This window comes from Indioceanicola profundi (genome assembly GCF_003568845.1).
Classification (GTDB): domain Bacteria; phylum Pseudomonadota; class Alphaproteobacteria; order Azospirillales; family Azospirillaceae; genus Indioceanicola; species Indioceanicola profundi.
Genome location: NZ_CP030126.1, coordinates 496,593 through 513,387 on the forward strand (window position 1 = coordinate 496,593; position 16,795 = coordinate 513,387).

General features: G+C 65.7%; 16 protein-coding genes. 11 read left to right on the forward strand and 5 right to left on the reverse strand.

The window, feature by feature from the left end; translation table 11 throughout:
* Positions 1 to 393 precede the first annotated feature (393 nt).
* Both DOL89_RS02385 and DOL89_RS02390 read left to right on the forward strand, forming a co-directional pair.
* On the forward strand, positions 394 to 810 hold the full coding sequence (locus tag DOL89_RS02385; protein ID WP_119677706.1) for a response regulator transcription factor: 417 nt from the start codon (positions 394 to 396) through the stop codon (positions 808 to 810).
* A gap of 313 nt (positions 811 to 1,123) precedes the next feature.
* A complete protein-coding gene (locus DOL89_RS02390; protein WP_119677707.1) occupies positions 1,124 to 2,323 on the forward strand; it encodes a BaiN/RdsA family NAD(P)/FAD-dependent oxidoreductase in 1,200 nt (399 codons plus the stop codon).
* Positions 2,324 to 2,350: 27 nt separating this feature from the next.
* On the opposite strand, the gene DOL89_RS02395 is transcribed toward DOL89_RS02390, so the two are convergent.
* The gene (locus tag DOL89_RS02395; protein WP_162937279.1) at positions 2,351 to 3,655 is read right to left on the reverse strand and encodes a globin-coupled sensor protein; all 1,305 of its coding nucleotides are present in this window, start codon (positions 3,653 to 3,655) and stop codon (positions 2,351 to 2,353) included.
* Between the two features lie 228 nt (positions 3,656 to 3,883).
* Here DOL89_RS02395 and DOL89_RS02400 point away from each other — a divergent pair, with 228 nt between their 5' ends.
* Positions 3,884 to 4,846: a patatin-like phospholipase family protein gene (locus DOL89_RS02400; RefSeq protein WP_119680186.1), complete on the forward strand. Its 963-nt coding sequence runs from the start codon at positions 3,884 to 3,886 to the stop codon at positions 4,844 to 4,846.
* 57 nt (positions 4,847 to 4,903) lie between these two features.
* On the opposite strand, the gene DOL89_RS02405 is transcribed toward DOL89_RS02400, so the two are convergent.
* Both DOL89_RS02405 and DOL89_RS02410 read right to left on the reverse strand, forming a co-directional pair.
* On the reverse strand, positions 4,904 to 5,845 hold the full coding sequence (locus DOL89_RS02405) for an SAM-dependent methyltransferase (RefSeq protein ID WP_119677709.1): 942 nt from the start codon (positions 5,843 to 5,845) through the stop codon (positions 4,904 to 4,906).
* A gap of 63 nt (positions 5,846 to 5,908) precedes the next feature.
* Positions 5,909 to 6,571 carry a LuxR C-terminal-related transcriptional regulator gene (locus DOL89_RS02410; RefSeq protein ID WP_119677710.1) on the reverse strand — a complete coding sequence of 221 codons (663 nt, stop codon included), beginning with the start codon at positions 6,569 to 6,571 and terminating at the stop codon, positions 5,909 to 5,911.
* 380 nt (positions 6,572 to 6,951) lie between these two features.
* Here DOL89_RS02410 and DOL89_RS02415 point away from each other — a divergent pair, with 380 nt between their 5' ends.
* The 5 genes from DOL89_RS02415 to pgmG all read left to right on the forward strand — a co-directional run bounded on the left by DOL89_RS02415 (position 6,952) and on the right by pgmG (position 12,254).
* Entirely contained in the window at positions 6,952 to 7,686 is a 735-nt protein-coding gene (locus tag DOL89_RS02415; protein WP_225889859.1) for a vWA domain-containing protein, read from the forward strand.
* An 8-nt stretch (positions 7,687 to 7,694) separates the two neighbouring features.
* A complete protein-coding gene (locus tag DOL89_RS02420; RefSeq protein ID WP_119677711.1) occupies positions 7,695 to 8,423 on the forward strand; it encodes a J domain-containing protein in 729 nt (242 codons plus the stop codon).
* Between the two features lie 132 nt (positions 8,424 to 8,555).
* Entirely contained in the window at positions 8,556 to 9,425 is an 870-nt protein-coding gene (gene galU, locus DOL89_RS02425) for a UTP--glucose-1-phosphate uridylyltransferase GalU (RefSeq protein ID WP_119677712.1), read from the forward strand.
* 54 nt (positions 9,426 to 9,479) lie between these two features.
* Entirely contained in the window at positions 9,480 to 10,844 is a 1,365-nt protein-coding gene (locus DOL89_RS02430) for a UDP-glucose dehydrogenase family protein (RefSeq protein WP_119677713.1), read from the forward strand.
* 12 nt (positions 10,845 to 10,856) lie between these two features.
* A complete protein-coding gene (gene pgmG, locus DOL89_RS02435; protein ID WP_119677714.1) occupies positions 10,857 to 12,254 on the forward strand; it encodes a phosphoglucomutase/phosphomannomutase PgmG in 1,398 nt (465 codons plus the stop codon).
* A gap of 103 nt (positions 12,255 to 12,357) precedes the next feature.
* On the opposite strand, the gene DOL89_RS02440 is transcribed toward pgmG, so the two are convergent.
* On the reverse strand, positions 12,358 to 13,653 hold the full coding sequence (locus DOL89_RS02440) for a D-alanyl-D-alanine carboxypeptidase (RefSeq protein WP_225889860.1): 1,296 nt from the start codon (positions 13,651 to 13,653) through the stop codon (positions 12,358 to 12,360).
* Positions 13,654 to 13,897: 244 nt separating this feature from the next.
* Between DOL89_RS02440 and DOL89_RS02445 the strand changes: the two genes are divergently transcribed.
* Positions 13,898 to 14,482: a hypothetical protein gene (locus DOL89_RS02445; protein ID WP_119677716.1), complete on the forward strand. Its 585-nt coding sequence runs from the start codon at positions 13,898 to 13,900 to the stop codon at positions 14,480 to 14,482.
* Here DOL89_RS02445 and DOL89_RS02450 read toward each other — a convergent pair.
* On the reverse strand, positions 14,466 to 15,215 hold the full coding sequence (locus tag DOL89_RS02450) for a peptidase (protein ID WP_119677717.1): 750 nt from the start codon (positions 15,213 to 15,215) through the stop codon (positions 14,466 to 14,468). The two genes, DOL89_RS02445 and DOL89_RS02450, sit on opposite strands and share 17 nt — an antisense overlap.
* 390 nt (positions 15,216 to 15,605) lie before the next feature.
* Between DOL89_RS02450 and DOL89_RS02460 the strand changes: the two genes are divergently transcribed.
* Both DOL89_RS02460 and clpS read left to right on the forward strand, forming a co-directional pair.
* On the forward strand, positions 15,606 to 16,133 hold the full coding sequence (locus DOL89_RS02460; protein ID WP_119677719.1) for a phasin family protein: 528 nt from the start codon (positions 15,606 to 15,608) through the stop codon (positions 16,131 to 16,133).
* A gap of 332 nt (positions 16,134 to 16,465) precedes the next feature.
* Positions 16,466 to 16,792: an ATP-dependent Clp protease adapter ClpS gene (gene clpS / locus DOL89_RS02465; protein WP_119677720.1), complete on the forward strand. Its 327-nt coding sequence runs from the start codon at positions 16,466 to 16,468 to the stop codon at positions 16,790 to 16,792.
* Positions 16,793 to 16,795 lie beyond the last annotated feature (3 nt).

The following is a 16,795-nucleotide window of genomic DNA, read 5'->3' on the forward strand; positions in this document are numbered from 1 at the left end:
GCATGGTTGGCAGGAGCCAGCCGATCCGCAATGGGATGGAGCAGTTCGCAAGAGGCCATCTCGGGCAGTCATCCTCACCATGGGCCCGGCCGTCCGAGCGCGGGCAGGAGTCCGCAGCGCCCGGTCCAGCCCGTCGCCGCGTCAAGTGAACGCGGTCACGCCGCGGGAAGTTCCAGTGATTAGCCCGTCCGGGCGGGTGACATTATTGCTACGCAGCATAAGCTGGCGCGCCGTCCCCCGAGGGGAAGCGCCGTATACACCGGATCGTCCGGATTTCCTGTACCGCAAGGGGAGTAGGCGGGCGGTTTTCCTTGCCTCTCGGGGCACCCCGGCTGGCCGGGTATGCGCGCGCCGGAAGGGACGTTATGAATTGGGCATGGATAGTGAGGGCCCATGAAGATTCTGGTCGTCGAAGACGAAGAGCTGATCGCAATGACGGTGATCGACGCGCTGGAGGCGGCGGGCTTCAGCGCCGAACACGCCTCCGGCACGGATGAAGCCATCGCCCTTGCGGCTGTTACGCCATTCGATCTGGCGCTGGTCGATGCCCGGCTGGCCTATGGGGACAGCGGCATCGCCACCTGCCAGATCCTTCTAGAGAATTACAGCGTCCCGTCGCTGTTGGCCACGGGCCTGGATATTCCCGACCATGTCGGCAGCTTCGCCCTGGGCGTGCTGCACAAGCCCTTCACCGGCGAAGAGCTGGCAACCACGGTGCGGGCTGTCGGCAAGCTGCTCTGCGGCGGAAATCCCGGTCAGCTTCCGGACCGGCTCGAGCTGTTCACGGATCGGCTCCGCCGGGTGAGCTGATAATCCATGCCCGGCGGCGGGCGTGATTTCCTGGGGTGGGTGCTGTTGCCAATCTCCTAGGCTCCGCGGTTTATCCGTGGAGCCGGATGCAAATAGGAGATCTGGTGATGCTCAGGCTATTGGGACGACTTTTCCTTCTTCGCAAGGTTCTTCGGATGGTGCGCCGCGGGCGGTAAGCGCCGGGAACCGGGTGGCCGGCTTTCGTTGCGGTCGGATGCGCGGGGCCGTCGGCCGTCCATCCGGCATCCGGATATGCGTGGCAGGGCCGGATATGCGTGACAGGGGAGGTGTGCCGGACTAAACACGGCGCACCATGTCCTCTCATCATGATGTGATCATCCTCGGGGCCGGCGCCGCCGGTCTCTATGCCGCCATCTTCGCCGGCCGGCGGGGACGCCGTGTGCTGGTCATCGACCATGCCGACAAGCCGGGGAAGAAGATCCTGATCTCCGGCGGCGGGCGCTGCAACTTCACCAATCTGGGCGTGGAGCCGAAGCGGTTCCTGTCCGCCAATCCCCACTTCCCCATTTCGGCGCTGAAGCGACACGGGCAGCACGAATTCATCGCCCTGGTGGACCGGCACGGCATCCCTTGGCATGAGAAGAAACTCGGCCAGCTCTTCTGCGACCGCTCCGCCCAGGACATCCTCGACATGCTGCTGGCCGAGTGCGCCGACGCCGGCGTCGGCCTCCGCCTCTCCTGCGCGGTACGGGATCTGGCGCGGGAGGAGGGGGGCGGGTTCGCACTGGAGACATCGCACGGGCGGTTCACGGCCGATGCGCTTATACTGGCGACCGGCGGCCTTTCCATTCCCAAGATGGGGGCGACCGGCTTCGCGCTGGAGGTCGCTGCCCGGTTCGGACTGCCGGTCGTGGAACCGCGCCCGGCCCTGGTGCCTTTCACCTTCGCGCCTTCGGACCTCGACAAGACACGCGACCTGACCGGGATCGCGCTGGATGGCACCGTCGCCTGCGATGGAGCTGCGTTCCGGGAGGCGTTGTTGCTGACCCACCGTGGTCTGTCCGGTCCCTCCATCCTCCAGGTTTCCAGCTACTGGCGGCCGGGCCGGGACATCCAGGTGGACCTCTGGCCCGACGGGAACGCAGCCGCCGACCTCAAGGCTCTGAAGCGGGAGCGGCCGCGCGCGGAGCTGCGCACTGTGCTGGCGGAACGGCTGCCCCGCCGCTTCGCCGAGCGGCTGTTCGAGACGGATGTGCTGGGCGAGGCGCTGATCAGCCGCCCCCTTGCCGACATGAAGGATAAGGATCTGGAGCGGGTCGCGTCCCTGCTGCACCGCTGGACGGTGAGGCCCGCCGGAACGGAGGGGTACCGGACGGCGGAGGTGATGGCAGGCGGCGTTGACACCGCGGCCCTCTCCTCCAAGACCATGGAGGCGAAATCCGTGCCTGGCCTCCATGTGGTGGGGGAGGCGGTGGACGTTACCGGTTGGCTGGGCGGCTATAACTTCCAATGGGCCTGGAGCAGCGGATACGCCGCCGGCATGGCCGCATGAGCCTTGCCGGCGGGTGATCCGGACGGTTCAGGCGGCGCGGATGCTGGCCAGGAACTGGTTCAACGCTTGCTCCAACTGCTCCGCCTGACCGGCGACGGTTCCGGACGCTTCCAGCACGTCTATGGCAGTGTTCCCGGACCGGTTGGCGGCGGACGTGACATCCGCCATGCTGGACGTCACGTCTGTCGTGACGTCCGATGCTTCGGCGACGTTGCGGGCGATCTCCGTGGTGGCGGAGCCCTGCTGCTCCACCGCGGCGGCAATGCTGGCGGCGATCTGGTTGATCTCGTCGATGGTGCCGCTGATCCCGCGGATCACCTCCACCGTCTCTCCCGTCGCTGATTGGATCGCCTGGACCTGCGCCGTGATCTCCTCCGTCGCACGGGCCGTCTGGTTGGCCAGACTCTTCACCTCGTTCGCAACGACGGCGAAACCCTTGCCGGCCTCACCGGCGCGCGCCGCCTCGATGGTGGCGTTCAGGGCCAGTAGATTTGTCTGCCCGGCGATGCTGTTGATGAGCTTCACCACCTCGCCGATGCGGGCGGCGGCGGAGGTCAGCCCTTCGATGGTGGCGTTGGTCCGGCGTGCTTCTTCCGCTGCCCGGCGGGCAATGCTGGACGAGGCGCCGACCTGCCGCGCGATCTCTCCGATGGAAGCGGAAAGCTCCTCCGCCGCGGCGGCGACGGTCTCCACATTGTGGGCGGCCCGTTCGGCCGAAGAGCCGACGGCGGAAGCCCGGTTCTCGGTCGCCGCGGCCGTGTCGGCCATGGTCTGGGCCGCGGCTTGGAGCGCCTGGGACGATTTCGCCAACTCCGCCGCCACGCTGTGCATGCTGGCCTCCAGCTTGTCGGCAAGCTGCCCGCGCGCCTTCCTGGCCTCCCCCTCCGCCCTGGCGATATGAAGGGTCAGGGTCAGGTCCATCTCCGCATACATGATGGTGTTCACTGCGGAAAGCGCGCGCACCAGCCGCTCCGGCTTCCAGCGCAGCGCCTTGACCAGAATTTCGGCGAAGCAGTTCACCATCTCACAATAGCCGGCGAAATAGTTCTTCAGCTCCATCCTGATGCGCTGGTGCTCGGCGCCGAGGTCCTGAACCAGTTTCAGATAGCCTGGATCGAAGGTTCCGCGCAGATGCTGCCGGAAGTGAGGAACCAGCAGTTCCGCAAACCGGTCCAGGTCCGCAGGATTCGTGACGCCCAGCCGCCGGTAGGTGGTGCGCATGACCTCCGCCAGATGCGGCTCCAGCAGCGGCATGACCTCCGCCATGGCCGCCGCAACCGGCTTTGCATTGGCCTCGAACTTGGCTTTGAACAGTGCGAGAAAATCCGACATGCAGCCCCCCGACCCGCGGTTCGTGTTTTTCTGCATATTAGCGTTTGTCCGCACCTGCATACAGAGGTGAATCGATTGGGCCGGTTCTTCGCGTAATCGGACAGCCGCGGCTGGTCGGCGGATCGGCCCCTTGTCGCTATGCCGCAGCAGGATGAGCGCCGCTGTAACCGAACCGTGCCATGCTGCGCGCAGATGCGGATGAAGGGGCCGAGGGCGGGCATGTCCGGAATGAGGACGAAATCCGGGGTGAAGGTCGGGCTTGCGCTGGGCAGCGGCGCGGCGCGCGGCTGGGCCCATGTGGGCGTGCTGCGCGCGCTGGAGGAAATGGAGATCGAGCCCCATGTGGTCTGCGGCACCAGCGTCGGCGCGCTGGTCGGGGCCGCCTATCTGACCGACCAGTTGGACGAGCTGCAGCTCTGGGCGGAGGGGCTTGGGCTGCTTGGCATCCTCAAGCTGGTGGACATTACCTTCGCCCGCGGCGGGCTGGTGGCCATCGAGAAGGTGTTCGAGCGCTTCCGCAATCCCCGCACCGACATTCCCATCGAGACGCTGGACCGGCCCTTCGGCGCAGTGGCGACGGATCTCGCCACCGGTCGGGAGGTGTGGCTGCGTAATGGGCATCTGCTGGACGTGGTCCGCGCCTCCGCCGCCATGCCGGGCCTGTTCCCGCCTCTTTTCCAGAATGGGCAGTGGCTGGCGGACGGAGCGCTGGTGAATCCGGTGCCGGTCTCCCTCTGCCGTGCCATGGGCGCTGAGGTGGTGGTGGCTGTGAACCTCAACTCCGAACTCTCCACTCTGCCGCGTCTGGCGAAACCGGTGGAGCCGCCGGCCCCAGTGGCGGGGCCGGTGCCGGGCTCATCAGGCGATTCCACATCCCACCCGGTGGCGGAGTTCCTGGCGAAGATCGGGGCCACGGTAGGCGAGCGGACCAGGGCCCTGGCGGCCCAACTGAAAGGGGAACGTGAGCCTGCGCCCAGCGTGGTCGAGGTGGTCGCCGGGTCCATCGACATCATGCAGGACCGGATTACCCGGTCGCGGTTGGCGGGCGACCCGCCGGACGTGCTGATCGCACCCCGACTCGGGCATATTGGAATCCTGGATTTCGACCGCGGGAAGGAGCTGGTCGAAATCGGCTATGCCGCAGCCATGGCTTGCCGCCCGGCCATCGAGCTGGCATTCGGCCCGCGCTGAAGCCTTTTCCGCTCGACGGGAGGGGCGCCAAAGATGGTGGCAGTAGCCGCGACCGGCTCAGCGCGTCAGCACCCAGGTCAGTTCGTGCTTGTTCACCGACAGGTGCATGAGTTGTGAGCCGGGGATGGCGGCAAAGGCGCGGGCGGTTTCATGGTCCGTCTCCCCTTGGAATTTCAGGGTGCAGACGAAGTTGCGCGCCATTCCTGTATCCATCCAGCTCCGCACCAGCCGCAGCAGGCGGGCCGGGTAGCAGATGATGTCGGAGAACAACCAGTCCACCGGACCGACTTCCGCCGGATTCAGGCCGAAAGCGCTTTCCAGCCGCTGGCTCACGCCAGGAAGGCGGGCGATGGCCGGATCGATCGGGGCCTTGTCCACGGCGATCACATTGGCTCCCAGCCCTTGCAACACCCAGGTCCAGCCGCCCGGGCAGGCGCCAAGATCCAGGCACAGCTCTCCTGCCGTCGGCATCACGCCCAGTCGGGTGAAGACCTCCCACAGCTTCAGATACGCCCGGGCCGGCGGCGCGGAACGGTTCTCCACGAATCGCACCTCCCCGTTGGGAAAGGGGCTGGAGCAGTGCGGGGCGGCGAGGATGGTCGACTCGTCCAGCAGGGTCCAGGACCCCAGCGGAGCGGTTGGCGCCGGCGTATAGAACTCCATCGGCTTGGCCGAGACGTGGGGCAGGTTCTCCTGGATCAGGCTGGCCCGACGGTGATGCTGGAAGGTGTATGGCGCCCAGTTGCGTTGGATCGACCGCAGCGCCTTCGCCCCCTGCTTGATGGAGGCGATGGGGATGACGACCGGATCGTACCAGATGTTCAGTGCCCAGGCGGCCGGCCGCGGCGGTCCGTCGGCAAGCACCAGCCGGCCATGGACGTCCCGCACCTCTCCGAGTTCCGCCAGCAGCGGCTCCAGGAACTCCTCATCGGCCAGATAGCCTGTGGCTCCGGTGGGCTGGGCCTCCGGGGCGTTCTGGGCGGACGGATTGTTCGACACGCGGAAGTTCTCCAGTGGCGGGACGGTTACGGGACCGTCCCGGCGCCTTGGACGCGCGTGCGGTCAGGGCAGCAGGTCGGCCGATGCGATGACCGCCTGGGTGCGGTTCCGCACGCCCAGGCTCCGCATCACGGCGGTCACATGGATCTTCACCGTGCCCTCGGACAGGCCAAGCTCATAAGCGATCTGCTTGTTCGACTTGCCCTCGCGCAGGCAGCGCAGGACGTCGCGCTGCCGTTGGGTCAGGGAGGGGAGGGCGGAGTTGCCGTTGTTGCTGGAGCCGGCATTGCTGCTCGAGCTGGACGTGCCGTTGCCGACGCCCGGACCCTCGCCCTGGATGGCGGCGGGCGGCACGTAGATGCCGCCGGAGAAGACGAGGTTCAGCGCGCTCAGCATGATCTTCACGCTGGAGCTCTTGGGGATATAGCCCGAGGCGCCGGCATCGAGAGCGGCGCGGACGTCCGACTGGCTTTCCGAGGCGGAGACGATCACCACGGGCGTACCGGCCTGCAACTCGCAGATCTGCTGGATGCCCGCAAAGCCGGGCCAGCCCGGCATCTGAAGATCCATAAGGATCAGGTCGAAGTCCTGGTCGCCCTGCGCGAGTTCCATCACCTCATCGAAAGTACCGGCTTCAGTGAAGTTGGCATCTGTATCCAGCTGCGTCAGCAGCCGGCAGAGTCCTTCACGGAAAAGGAGATGATCGTCGCCGATGAGGATATTCATTCTAATCTCGTGGTCTGTCCACAAAACCGCCCGAAGGTGGTAACGATTCGGGGTGGCCCCTGAGGCTGCCAGTACGACCGGCGCAATCTATTAACAACATAGTAGTACAAAAGTCCGTGCCCATCTGTCACGAGGTTTCGTACCTCTTGCCGGGAAGTCGGATCGTTCGGCAGCCTTGGGGCCTAATCCTTCACATTCGCGTCGGAAATTCGCCCGTTCAGCAGGCAGCCGGGGATTCCGGATGGGGCCGTGGAACCCTTCGCCAGCGTCTGTACGGCTTGCCCCTGGACCGCGGCGCTGCCCATCCCCATTTCAATTCCAAGGCGCTGACGAAGGGAGTGCGGATGGCAGGACGAGACGGAGACGGAACCCGACAGCGAATGCCCGGCCCTGCAATCAAGGCCGGCGACCGGTCCTCCACGCCTCCTGCGGCTGCCGGGACCGGGGGCGACGTCGCCGCTTTTCTCAGTAAGGTCGCCGCCATGCCCCCGCCCTCCAGGTCGGCGGGAACGAAGGGTCGCCTGATCTTCGCCCTGGACGCGACAGCCAGCCGGCAGCCGACCTGGGACCGTGCCCAGCATATCCAGGGTGAGATGTTCGAGGCTGCGGCCGGCCTGGGCGGGCTGGAGGTGCAGCTGGTCTTCTATCGCGGCTTCGGTGAATGCAAGGCCAGCCCCTGGGTCGGCGATGCCGGAGCGCTGCTCGGCAGAATGACGGCGGTGACCTGTCTTGGCGGACAGACCCAGATCGGCAAGGTACTGGCCCATGCGCGGCGGCAGACGGAGGATAAAAGGGTGAACGCCCTGATCTTTGTCGGCGACGCGATGGAGGAGGACCCGGACCATCTCTGCCATCTGGCGGGGGAGTTGGGGCTGCTCGGCGTTCCGGTCTTCATGTTCCACGAAGGGGGCGATCCGGTAGTGGGCAATGTCTTCCGCCAGATCGCCAAGCTGTCGCGGGGCGCCTACTGTCCCTTCGACTCGTCCAGTGCGCAGCAGCTCAAGGACCTGCTGCGGGCAGTCGCGGTCTATGCCGCCGGCGGCCGGGCAGCGCTTCAGGACTGGAGCCGTGGCCGCTCCGGCGCAGTCCGTCTGCTGACCAGCCAGATGGATTAGGACGGCGCATGCAGTGGCTGATCCTGGGCGTCGGGCTGTTGATCGGGACTACCCTGCTGGCGCGGGGGTTTGCGAACGCCGATCCGCGGAAGCTTGCCCGCACCGTCCGCTGGGTCGGTATCGTCCTGGTAGGGCTGGCGGCGGTCGCGCTGGTGGTAAGCGGGCGACTCGGCCTGGTGCTCTGGCTGTTGCCGCTGCTTCTTCCCTTCATTGTCCGCTGGCGGATGCAGATGAACCGCGCCAAGGCGGCCGCAGGCCCGGCGCCCGGCCAGACCTCGAACGTGGAGACTGCATATCTCCGCATGTGGCTGGACCATGACAGCGGCGCGATGGATGGGGAGGTGCTGTCCAGCCGGTTCCAGGGGCAGCAACTTGGACAGCTCAGTCGGGGCGAACTGCTGGAGCTGCGGGAAGAGCTGCGCTCGGCCGATCCGCAGTCCCAGGCTTTGGTCGAAGCCTTCCTCGACCGCGCATTTCCTGACTGGCGGGACGGGCGCGACGAGGGCGCTGCCCGGCATGACTACTATGCTCCGCCTTCCGCTTCCGGCGACATGTCGGTGGAACAGGCGCTGGAGGTGCTGGGCCTGCAACCTGGGGCTGGCGAGGCGGAAATCCGGGAGGCGCACCGGCGGCTGATGCTGCGCAACCATCCCGACCAGGGTGGGTCTACCTATATCGCGGCGCAGATCAACCGGGCGAAGGACCTGCTTTTGGAGCATTCCAGGTCCCGAACCTGACCAAAATGGTCGAAAACTGCTCGGTTCGGGTGGGTTGTCAGTGTCTCTGACCGTGTGGCACAAGTTGCGGCATCCGGGCCGCTATTGCATGGCGGAACTCCGGCAAGCCCTACGATTTTTCCAAGGATCGTCATGCCCCAGAAAGTCCGTAAGGCCGTATTCCCCGTTGCGGGTCTCGGCACCCGGTTTCTTCCAGCCACCAAGGCGATTCCAAAGGAGATGCTTCCGCTTGCGGACAGACCGCTGATCCAGCATGCGGTCGAAGAGGCGAAGGCCGCTGGCATCGAAATGTTCTGCTTCGTCACCAGCCGCGGCAAGAGCCCGCTGGAAGACCATTTCGACTACAACTATGAACTGAACGAGACGCTGCGCAAGCGCGGCAAGAACGACCTGCTGAAGGTCGTTGAAGATCTCCAGATCGAAAGCGGCAACCTGTCCTATGTTCGGCAGCCGCAGCCGTTGGGCCTGGGGCATGCCGTCTGGTGCGCGCGCGAATTCATCTGCGATGAACCCTTCGCCGTCATCCTGCCCGATGAGCAGGTGCTCGGGCCGAAGCCGTGCCTTGCGCAGATGATGGACGCGTACGAACAGGTCGGCGGCAATCTTCTCTCCGTCTTCGAAGTTCCGCGCGAGCAGACCAACAAGTACGGCATCCTCGACATCGAGAAGGAGGATGGACGCCTGGTCGCGGTCAAGGGGCTGGTGGAGAAGCCGGACCCGGCCGACGCGCCCAGCAATCTTTCGATTCAGGGCCGTTACATCCTGCAGCCCGAAATCTTCGATCATCTCTCCCGGTTCGAGACCGGCGCCGGGGGCGAAATCCAGCTCACCGATGCCATGGCCCGCCTGATCGGGTCCCAGCCCTTTCACGGATTCAAATTCGAGGGGCGGCGGTTCGATTGCGGTGATAAGTTGGGCTTCGTCCTCGCAAACGTCGCCTACGCCTTGGAGCGGCCGGACATGGCCGACAAGGTTCGTACTGCGTTAAGGGACATGATCTGATCCGGCCCGTTCAGGGGCGCTGATCGGGCTTTCGACAGTAGAAGGGCGTATGCGATGAAGATCGCGATGATCGGTACGGGGTATGTGGGTCTGGTCTCGGGGGCCTGCTTCTCCGAATTCGGCGTGACAGTGTGCTGCGTCGACAAGGACGCAGGCAAGATCGAGCGGCTGAAGCGGGGAGAAATCCCGATCTACGAGCCGGGCCTCGAGGATCTGGTGGAGAAGAACGCCAAGGCCGGACGGCTGAGCTTCACCACCGATCTGGCGGAGGCCGTCCAGGGCGCCGACGCGGTCTTCATCGCGGTGGGCACGCCGACCCGGCGCGGCGACGGCCATGCCGACCTTTCCTATGTCTATGCCGCGGCCGAGGAGATCGGGCGCGCGCTGGACCCCAACCGTTACACGGTGGTGGTGACCAAGAGCACCGTGCCGGTGGGGACGGGCCGCGAAGTGGCGCGGGTGATCCGCAAGGCCCGGCCGGAGGCGGATTTCGATGTGGCCTCCAACCCGGAGTTCCTGCGCGAGGGTGCGGCCATTGCCGATTTCATGCGCCCCGACCGGGTGGTGATCGGCACCGACAGCGATCGGGCGCGGGCGGTGATGCGGGCGCTGTATCGGCCCTTGTACCTGATCGAGACCCCGATCGTGCTGACCAGCCTGGAAACCTCCGAGCTGATCAAGTACGCCGCCAACACCTTCCTGGCCGCCAAGATCACCTTCATCAACGAGGTGGCGGACCTGTGCGAGCGCGTGGGCGCCGACGTTCACGACGTCGCCAAGGGCATCGGGCTGGACGGCCGGATCGGCAAGAAGTTCCTGCACCCGGGCCCCGGCTATGGCGGATCGTGCTTCCCCAAGGACACGCTGGCCCTGGTGCGTACGGCCCAGGATTACGGTGCGCCGCTGCGCATCATCGAAACGGTGGTCGAGGTCAATGACCAGCGCAAGAAGGCCATGGCCGGGCGCATCATCGAGGCCTGCGGCGGCAGCGTGAAGGACAAGCGCGTCGCCGTTCTGGGCGTGACCTTCAAGCCCAACACCGACGACATGCGCGACGCTCCGTCGCTGGACATCATTCCGATGCTTCAGGAGGCCGGGGCGCAGGTCTACGCATACGATCCTGCCGGCATGCACGAGGCGCGCCGGATGCTCCCGGGTGTGACTTGGTGCGACGATGCCTATGCCCCGCTGGAGGAGGCCGACTGTGTCACCATCCTTACGGAATGGAACGAGTTCCGCGCGCTCGACCTTCGCCGCGTCCGCTCGCTGCTGAAGGCGCCGGTCATGGTCGATCTGCGCAACATCTATAATCCGGAAGAAATGGACATGGCCGGTTTCGAGTACTACTCGATCGGACGCCCGTCCCGCCTGCCGCACGCGACAACAACGCGCGAACCCCAAGAGACGGCGCTGATCTGATAGGTGCTTTCAATGACGCTTGCCCACCAGTTCCATCCCACGGTTCTGCGCGAATACGACATCCGCGGGATCATCGGTAAGACTCTGACCGCCGACGACGCCCGCGCCATTGGCCGCGGCTTCGGCACCATCGTGGCCCGCGCCGGCGGAAGGCGCGTGGCCATCGGCTATGACGGCCGCCTGTCTTCGCCGGAACTCGAGGCGGCCTGCGTGGAGGGGCTGGTCTCCACCGGCCTGTCCGTGGTGCGCATCGGCCTGGGCCCGACGCCGATGCTGTACTTCACCGTGCGGCACATGAATCTCGATGCCGGCGTCATGATCACCGGCTCCCACAACCCGCCGGACTATAACGGCTTCAAGATGATGCTGGGCAAGGCCCCCTTCTTCGGGGAGCAGATCCTGCAGATCGGGAAGCTGGCGGCGGAGGGCGACTTCGTCACCGGCCAGGGTTCGTCGGAACAGATCGACGTCAAGGACGCCTATGTCGACCGCCTGCTTCAGGACTATGACGGCACCACGCCGCTGAAGTGCGCCTGGGATGCCGGCAACGGCGCGACGGGTGAGATCCTCCGGCGGCTGGTGGCGCGCCTGCCGGGTGAGCACATCACCCTGTTCGACGAGATCGACGGCAACTTCCCGAACCACCATCCGGACCCCACGGTGCCCGAGAACCTCGAGGACATCACAGAAACGGTCCATAAGGAGAAGTGCGCGCTGGGCATCGCCTTTGACGGCGATGGCGACCGTATCGGCGCCATCGACGAGAAGGGCCGCATCGTCTGGGGCGACCAGCTGGTGGCCATCTACGCCATGGATGTCCTGAAGGATCATCCGGGCGCGACCATCATCGCCGACGTCAAGGCCAGCCAGACCTTGTTCGATGAGATCGAGCGGAATGGCGGCAAGCCGCTGATGTGGAAGACCGGCCACTCCCTGCTGAAGGCGAAAATGGCGGAGACCGGCAGCCCGCTGGCGGGTGAGATGTCCGGCCATATCTTCTTCGCCGACAAATATTACGGCTTCGACGACGCCCTGTACTGCGGCATCCGCCTGCTGGGGCTGGTCAGCCGCATGGGCCCGCTTTCCGCCCTGCGGGACCGGCTGCCGCCGGTGCTGAACACGCCGGAAGTCCGCTTCCAGGTGAATGAAGAGCGGAAATTCGCCGCCATTGACGAGATCAAGGCGCGGGTGAAGGCCGATGCGGCTGGCAACCCCGACCTTCAGGTCAACGACATCGATGGCGTTCGGGTGAAGACCCCGGACGGCTGGTGGCTGCTCCGCGCGTCCAACACCCAGGACGTGCTGGTGGCCCGCGCCGAGGCGTTCAGCGAGGAAGGGCTGGAGCGGCTGAAGGGCTTCATCAAGGAGCAGCTCAAGGCCAGCGGGATCGAAGCGCCCGCCGGCTTCTGATCCAAGCGCTCTGCTCGGAAAGAAAAACCCCCGCATCGTAGGATGCGGGGGCTTTTTTTTGCAGGTGCCGACCGGAAGGCCCGGCCGGCCAACAAACCTAAGGTCAGCGTCCTGCCGGAGGAACCGTCAGGCAGCCCAGGCCGGCGCGGGAGAGTTGGGCGCAGACGGTGCGCGCGCTCTTCTCGTCCAGGCCCATCAGACGGGCGCGGTACAGCCTGCCGCCGTCGGTCGGCACTTCCACCACATGGGGGATGGCGGCGTTCAACAGGGCTGGCGCCCGCTCGGACGCGCTGGCGACGGCCTTCTGGCTGGCGGCCTTGTTGTTGAAGGCGCCGACCTGGATGCCCCAGCCGCTCGGCTCCCGCGCAGGGTTGGGAGCCGCGAGGGTTCCGGCAATGGCCGGCTTGGCCAGGGCCAGTTCACCGGCCCCGCTGGCGATCGCTCCGGCGGCAGCGGCGACGACCGACGCCACGTCGTTCTCCGATCCGTCGGGCTTGCGGCTGGGAACCGGCATGTCTGCAGCGCGCCGGCCGGCCGCGCCCACCGCCGCCACCAGCATCGGCGTGGTGGTGCCATTGAACGCTTCGTCCAGCAGGTCCGCCATGTGGTTGTCGCGCCATGCCGCGGTCTCGCCGCCGAACACGACTCCGATCAGCCGCCGCCCGTCGCGCACGGCGGAGGAGACGAGATTGAAGCCGGAGGCACGGATATATCCGGTCTTCAGACCGTCCATGCCCTCGTATCGGGCCATCAACCGGTTGTGGCTGCGGTGCGTGACGCCGCGGAAGCTGAAGCTGCGGGTGTTGAAGTAGGGGTAGTACTTGCCCTGATCCTGGATCAGCGCCTGGGCCAGCCGGGCCATGTCCCGCGCGGTGGAGAGCTGGCCGGCATTCGGAAGGCCGGAAGCGTTGCGGAACGTGGTGCGGGTCATGCCCAGCTTGCGGGCGCGCTCCGTCATCATCCGGGCGAACTCGATTTCCGTTCCGCCGATCGCCTCGGCCAGCACGACGGCCGCATCATTGGCGGACTTGGTGGCGAGGGCGCGGATGCACTCCTCCACCGTGATGGTCTGACCGCGCCGCAGGCCGAGCTTGCTGGGAGCCATGCCCTCGGCCCGGGCGGAAACCGGAAGACTCTGGTCGAGCTTCAGCTTCCCGCGCTCCAGCGCCTCGAAGGTCATGAACAGCGTCATCATTTTGGTGAGGGACGCTGGGAAATTGCGGGTATCCGCATTGGCGGCGTGCAACACCTGTCCGCTTTTCGCGTCGATGACAATGGACGCGTACTTGGCCAGGGCGGGGAGGGGCGCCAGGACCAGCAACGCCAGCAGTGCCAGAGGCATCAGCAGCGCGGCCCGGAGATGCCCCACGCGGGAAGGAGCATCGGCGGTTGAGAACATGGAAGGTCGACGCGCTGATGTCATGGTCACGGTGCAAGGCCCCCCTCGAAGCAGCCATTCCGGCTCTGCTCCGCTAAGCTAAATTCGAATGAAATCAGTGTCTACCGGAGATTCGTTGAGAAGACGTTTCGGCTTGGCCCATTTCCGCCCCATTGTGATGCCCAAACGGGTATTTCGTTCGGGACAGCCTATCGGGCTTGACAGCCGCCTCGCTTGGATGATTGGGGGCGACTATGTTCAGGGGATGGGCCAGAGACGCAGAACCCTGACGACCCGCCTGTCCGCCGCGTTGCTCGCGGCTGGGCTTGTGACGGGCTGCGCGGGTGCGTCCGATCCGGGGCGGATGGCCGCCGGCAAGGCGGCGCAGAGCGCCGGCGGGCTCACTTGGGCCGGCTATCTCTATGGCGAGGATCTGCGCGACGGCTGCCGCGAGGGCACGGCTGACCGGTACCGGCTGATCTTCAACGCCGGCCTACCGGGCCAGTCGGTGCGCATCCTGGAACTTGCCGGCCGACCGGACAAGGGCGGGACCATGACGGTGTGGCAGCTTGCCGTCAGCAATGTCTCCCAGCTCGGCCCCGGCGACCCGGCCCTGCCGGCGCAGGGCGTGCCGGGCAACGTCGCCTCCCTCTCCGCGGAACAGTTCCAGGCGGTGGCCCTGCGTCTCGCCCGAGGCGGGGTCTTCCTGCCGCCACATTCCCAACTCGACCTCGGCGCTTCCAAGCTCCGCTGGTTCGCGACCGGCTGCTTCGACGGGTTCTATTTCCTGTCCGCCTATACGGCGCAGCCGGGCGCGCGCCAGGACATCAGCTTTATTCCGCAGCCGTAACGATGTTGCGCGGCGTCAGCAGCCGGTCGGCCCAGGGCGAATCCGGAAGTTCAGTGGCAAGCTTCGTGATGTGCTTGTTCCACCATTGCCGCTGCTCGACCAGATCGTCGTAATCGTACTGCGCCTCCCGCCAGGTCCGGTCGGCATTGCTGTAGGTCACGAGATCCACGGGGAAGCCCACGTCGGCGCTGCTGTACCGGCTGCTGTCGAACGAAAGGTAGGCGATCTTCAGGGCCGTCTGCATCGGGGTATCGTGGGACAGGGCCCGGTCCAGGATCGGCTTGCCATAAGCTGTGGCGCCAATGGAGAGATAGGGCGTCCGCTCATCCACCTCGATCCAGTTGCCTTCCGGATAGACCAGGAACATGGTCGGTTCGGTGTCGCCCGGCAGGCGGCCGCCGATGATGGCGTGCAGGTTGAAGGCCAGCTTGGACGCAGCCAGCGCATCCTTGTCCTCCGCCGTGACCTGCCGCAGGCAATCGGAGAAGGCCGTTACCGCGTCCAGCATGGTCTCGAACGGCTTGGCATCGGGGCGGCTCCGCTCCCGCCGTAGATAGGCCAGTGTCTTGTCCCGCACGCTGCGCAGGCCGGACGTCATGATGAAGAAGCGGTCGCCGCCGGACCCGAGCAGCGTCACTTTGCGGGCCACGGAAACCTGGCTACCGCTGGTGATGCGGCCATCGGAGAGTCCGATGAGTCCGTCGCGAATCTTGATGCCGAGGCAGTAGGTCATTGTCTTGCCCTGGACGGTGGAACGAGGCGCCGGCAAGCCTCGGGATTGCCCGGCCAGAGTAGAGGTGAAAAGTTGACATCTCCGTTGCGCGCAACGTCAACGCCTGCGGCATCCTGTCACGCCCCGCCGATTCTCTCAAGCGATCCGGGCAGTTACCAGCGTCTGATGTTGCGGTGCACAAAAGTGCCGGTTGACCCCGCGTCTGTCGAGTCGATATAACGGTGCATGTTGCATTGCAGCATGGCGGGGCCGGAAAATTCGGGCCGCTGGATCGGCCCGGGCGCCGCGGTCTGCCCCGGATCGGAGCGATGCGGCTGAGCAGACCGGAGCGGCAACCCGGTGCCGGGGCCGATCTGGACCGGCATCCGAATGAGCGCAAGGAGATGAACCATGGCGATCCGTGCCAGAACCCCGAAGGTCGCAGCAGCCGTGGCGCCAGCCACGGAAGCGGCCGAAACGATCCAGACCAATGCGCAGGCGGCCCCGGACACGGCCGTAAAGAATGTGGAGCAGGCCATGGCCTATGCGAAGGAACAGGTGGATAAGATGGGCAAGCAGGTTTTTCAGGCTTATGACGATGTCGCCGGCCAGTACAAGGCGAACGTGGACGCGCTGATGCAGTCCAGCACCGTCGTGGCCAAGGGTTTCGAGACCCTGTCCAGGGCCATGATGGCCTATACCCAGGCCCAGTACGAGCAGGGCGTCACCGCCGCCAAGGCCATGATGGCCGTGAAGACGATGCGCGAGCTGGTCGATCTGCAGACCGAATATGCCCGCACCAGCTTCGACGCCATGGTCGCGGAGGCCACCAAGGTCTCCGAAATCTCCGTGAAGGTGGCGAGCGAGGCGGTCGAGCCGATCTCCGCGCGCATCAACGCGACGGTTGAGAAGCTTGCGAAGCCGGGCCTCGCAGCCTGATCTCGCATCCGCGGAAGCGGCGGCGGCAGGACCCGGACGGGGCCGCCGCCTGTCGCCTGCGGTGGGCCAAGGGTCCGGTGGTTCGCTCCGCCGGACCCTTTTCTGTTTCGCCGGAAGCGGAAATAGGGCTAGCTGTTCGCGGATGGGCTAAGCCGCCGGGGACAGGACTCTGCCGGTGCGACGCTGGTCCTGCCGGAACCGCGGCGGGGGTGGGGCCATTGGAAAGCGGTGGGGAAAGCGGATGAACCTAAATGTCGCCCCTTCCAACCTGCGCCCCCGATTTCATATGATTGAGCGTAGGATGACCTTGAGTGACGACGATACCTGAAGCCATGGCCGATCAGGACAAGACTGGAGACGGGGGTACGGGAACCGGCGTGGTCGTCAAGGCCAAGCCGAAGACCAAGAAGCCTTCGATGTACAAAGTCTTGATGTTGAATGACGACTACACGCCGATGGAGTTTGTCGTCCACGTGTTGGAGCGTTTTTTCAACAAGAACCGCGAAGAGGCCACCCGCATCATGTTGCATGTGCACAGGCGCGGGGTTGGTGTCTGCGGGGTCTTCACCTACGAGGTGGCGGAGACGAAAGTGACGCAGGTCATGGACTTCGCCCGCCAGCACCAGCACCCTCTGCAGTGTACTCTTGAGAAGGATTAGCCC

Excerpts from the sequence above, each read along its gene's own strand:
- DOL89_RS02385 (WP_119677706.1), top strand. The coding sequence starts at position 394 with ATGAAGATTCTGGTCGTCGAAGACGAAGAGCTGATCGCAATGACGGTG.
- DOL89_RS02390 (WP_119677707.1), top strand. The coding sequence starts at position 1,124 with ATGTCCTCTCATCATGATGTGATCATCCTCGGGGCCGGCGCCGCCGGT.
- DOL89_RS02395 (WP_162937279.1), bottom strand. The coding sequence starts at position 3,655 with ATGTCGGATTTTCTCGCACTGTTCAAAGCCAAGTTCGAGGCCAATGCA.
- DOL89_RS02400 (WP_119680186.1), top strand. The coding sequence starts at position 3,884 with ATGAGGACGAAATCCGGGGTGAAGGTCGGGCTTGCGCTGGGCAGCGGC.
- DOL89_RS02410 (WP_119677710.1), bottom strand. The coding sequence starts at position 6,571 with ATGAATATCCTCATCGGCGACGATCATCTCCTTTTCCGTGAAGGACTC.
- DOL89_RS02415 (WP_225889859.1), top strand. The coding sequence starts at position 6,952 with ATGCCCGGCCCTGCAATCAAGGCCGGCGACCGGTCCTCCACGCCTCCT.
- DOL89_RS02420 (WP_119677711.1), top strand. The coding sequence starts at position 7,695 with ATGCAGTGGCTGATCCTGGGCGTCGGGCTGTTGATCGGGACTACCCTG.
- galU (WP_119677712.1), top strand. The coding sequence starts at position 8,556 with ATGCCCCAGAAAGTCCGTAAGGCCGTATTCCCCGTTGCGGGTCTCGGC.
- DOL89_RS02430 (WP_119677713.1), top strand. The coding sequence starts at position 9,480 with ATGAAGATCGCGATGATCGGTACGGGGTATGTGGGTCTGGTCTCGGGG.
- pgmG (WP_119677714.1), top strand. The coding sequence starts at position 10,857 with ATGACGCTTGCCCACCAGTTCCATCCCACGGTTCTGCGCGAATACGAC.
- DOL89_RS02440 (WP_225889860.1), bottom strand. The coding sequence starts at position 13,653 with ATGTTCTCAACCGCCGATGCTCCTTCCCGCGTGGGGCATCTCCGGGCC.
- DOL89_RS02445 (WP_119677716.1), top strand. The coding sequence starts at position 13,898 with ATGGGCCAGAGACGCAGAACCCTGACGACCCGCCTGTCCGCCGCGTTG.
- DOL89_RS02450 (WP_119677717.1), bottom strand. The coding sequence starts at position 15,215 with ATGACCTACTGCCTCGGCATCAAGATTCGCGACGGACTCATCGGACTC.
- DOL89_RS02460 (WP_119677719.1), top strand. The coding sequence starts at position 15,606 with ATGGCGATCCGTGCCAGAACCCCGAAGGTCGCAGCAGCCGTGGCGCCA.
- clpS (WP_119677720.1), top strand. The coding sequence starts at position 16,466 with ATGGCCGATCAGGACAAGACTGGAGACGGGGGTACGGGAACCGGCGTG.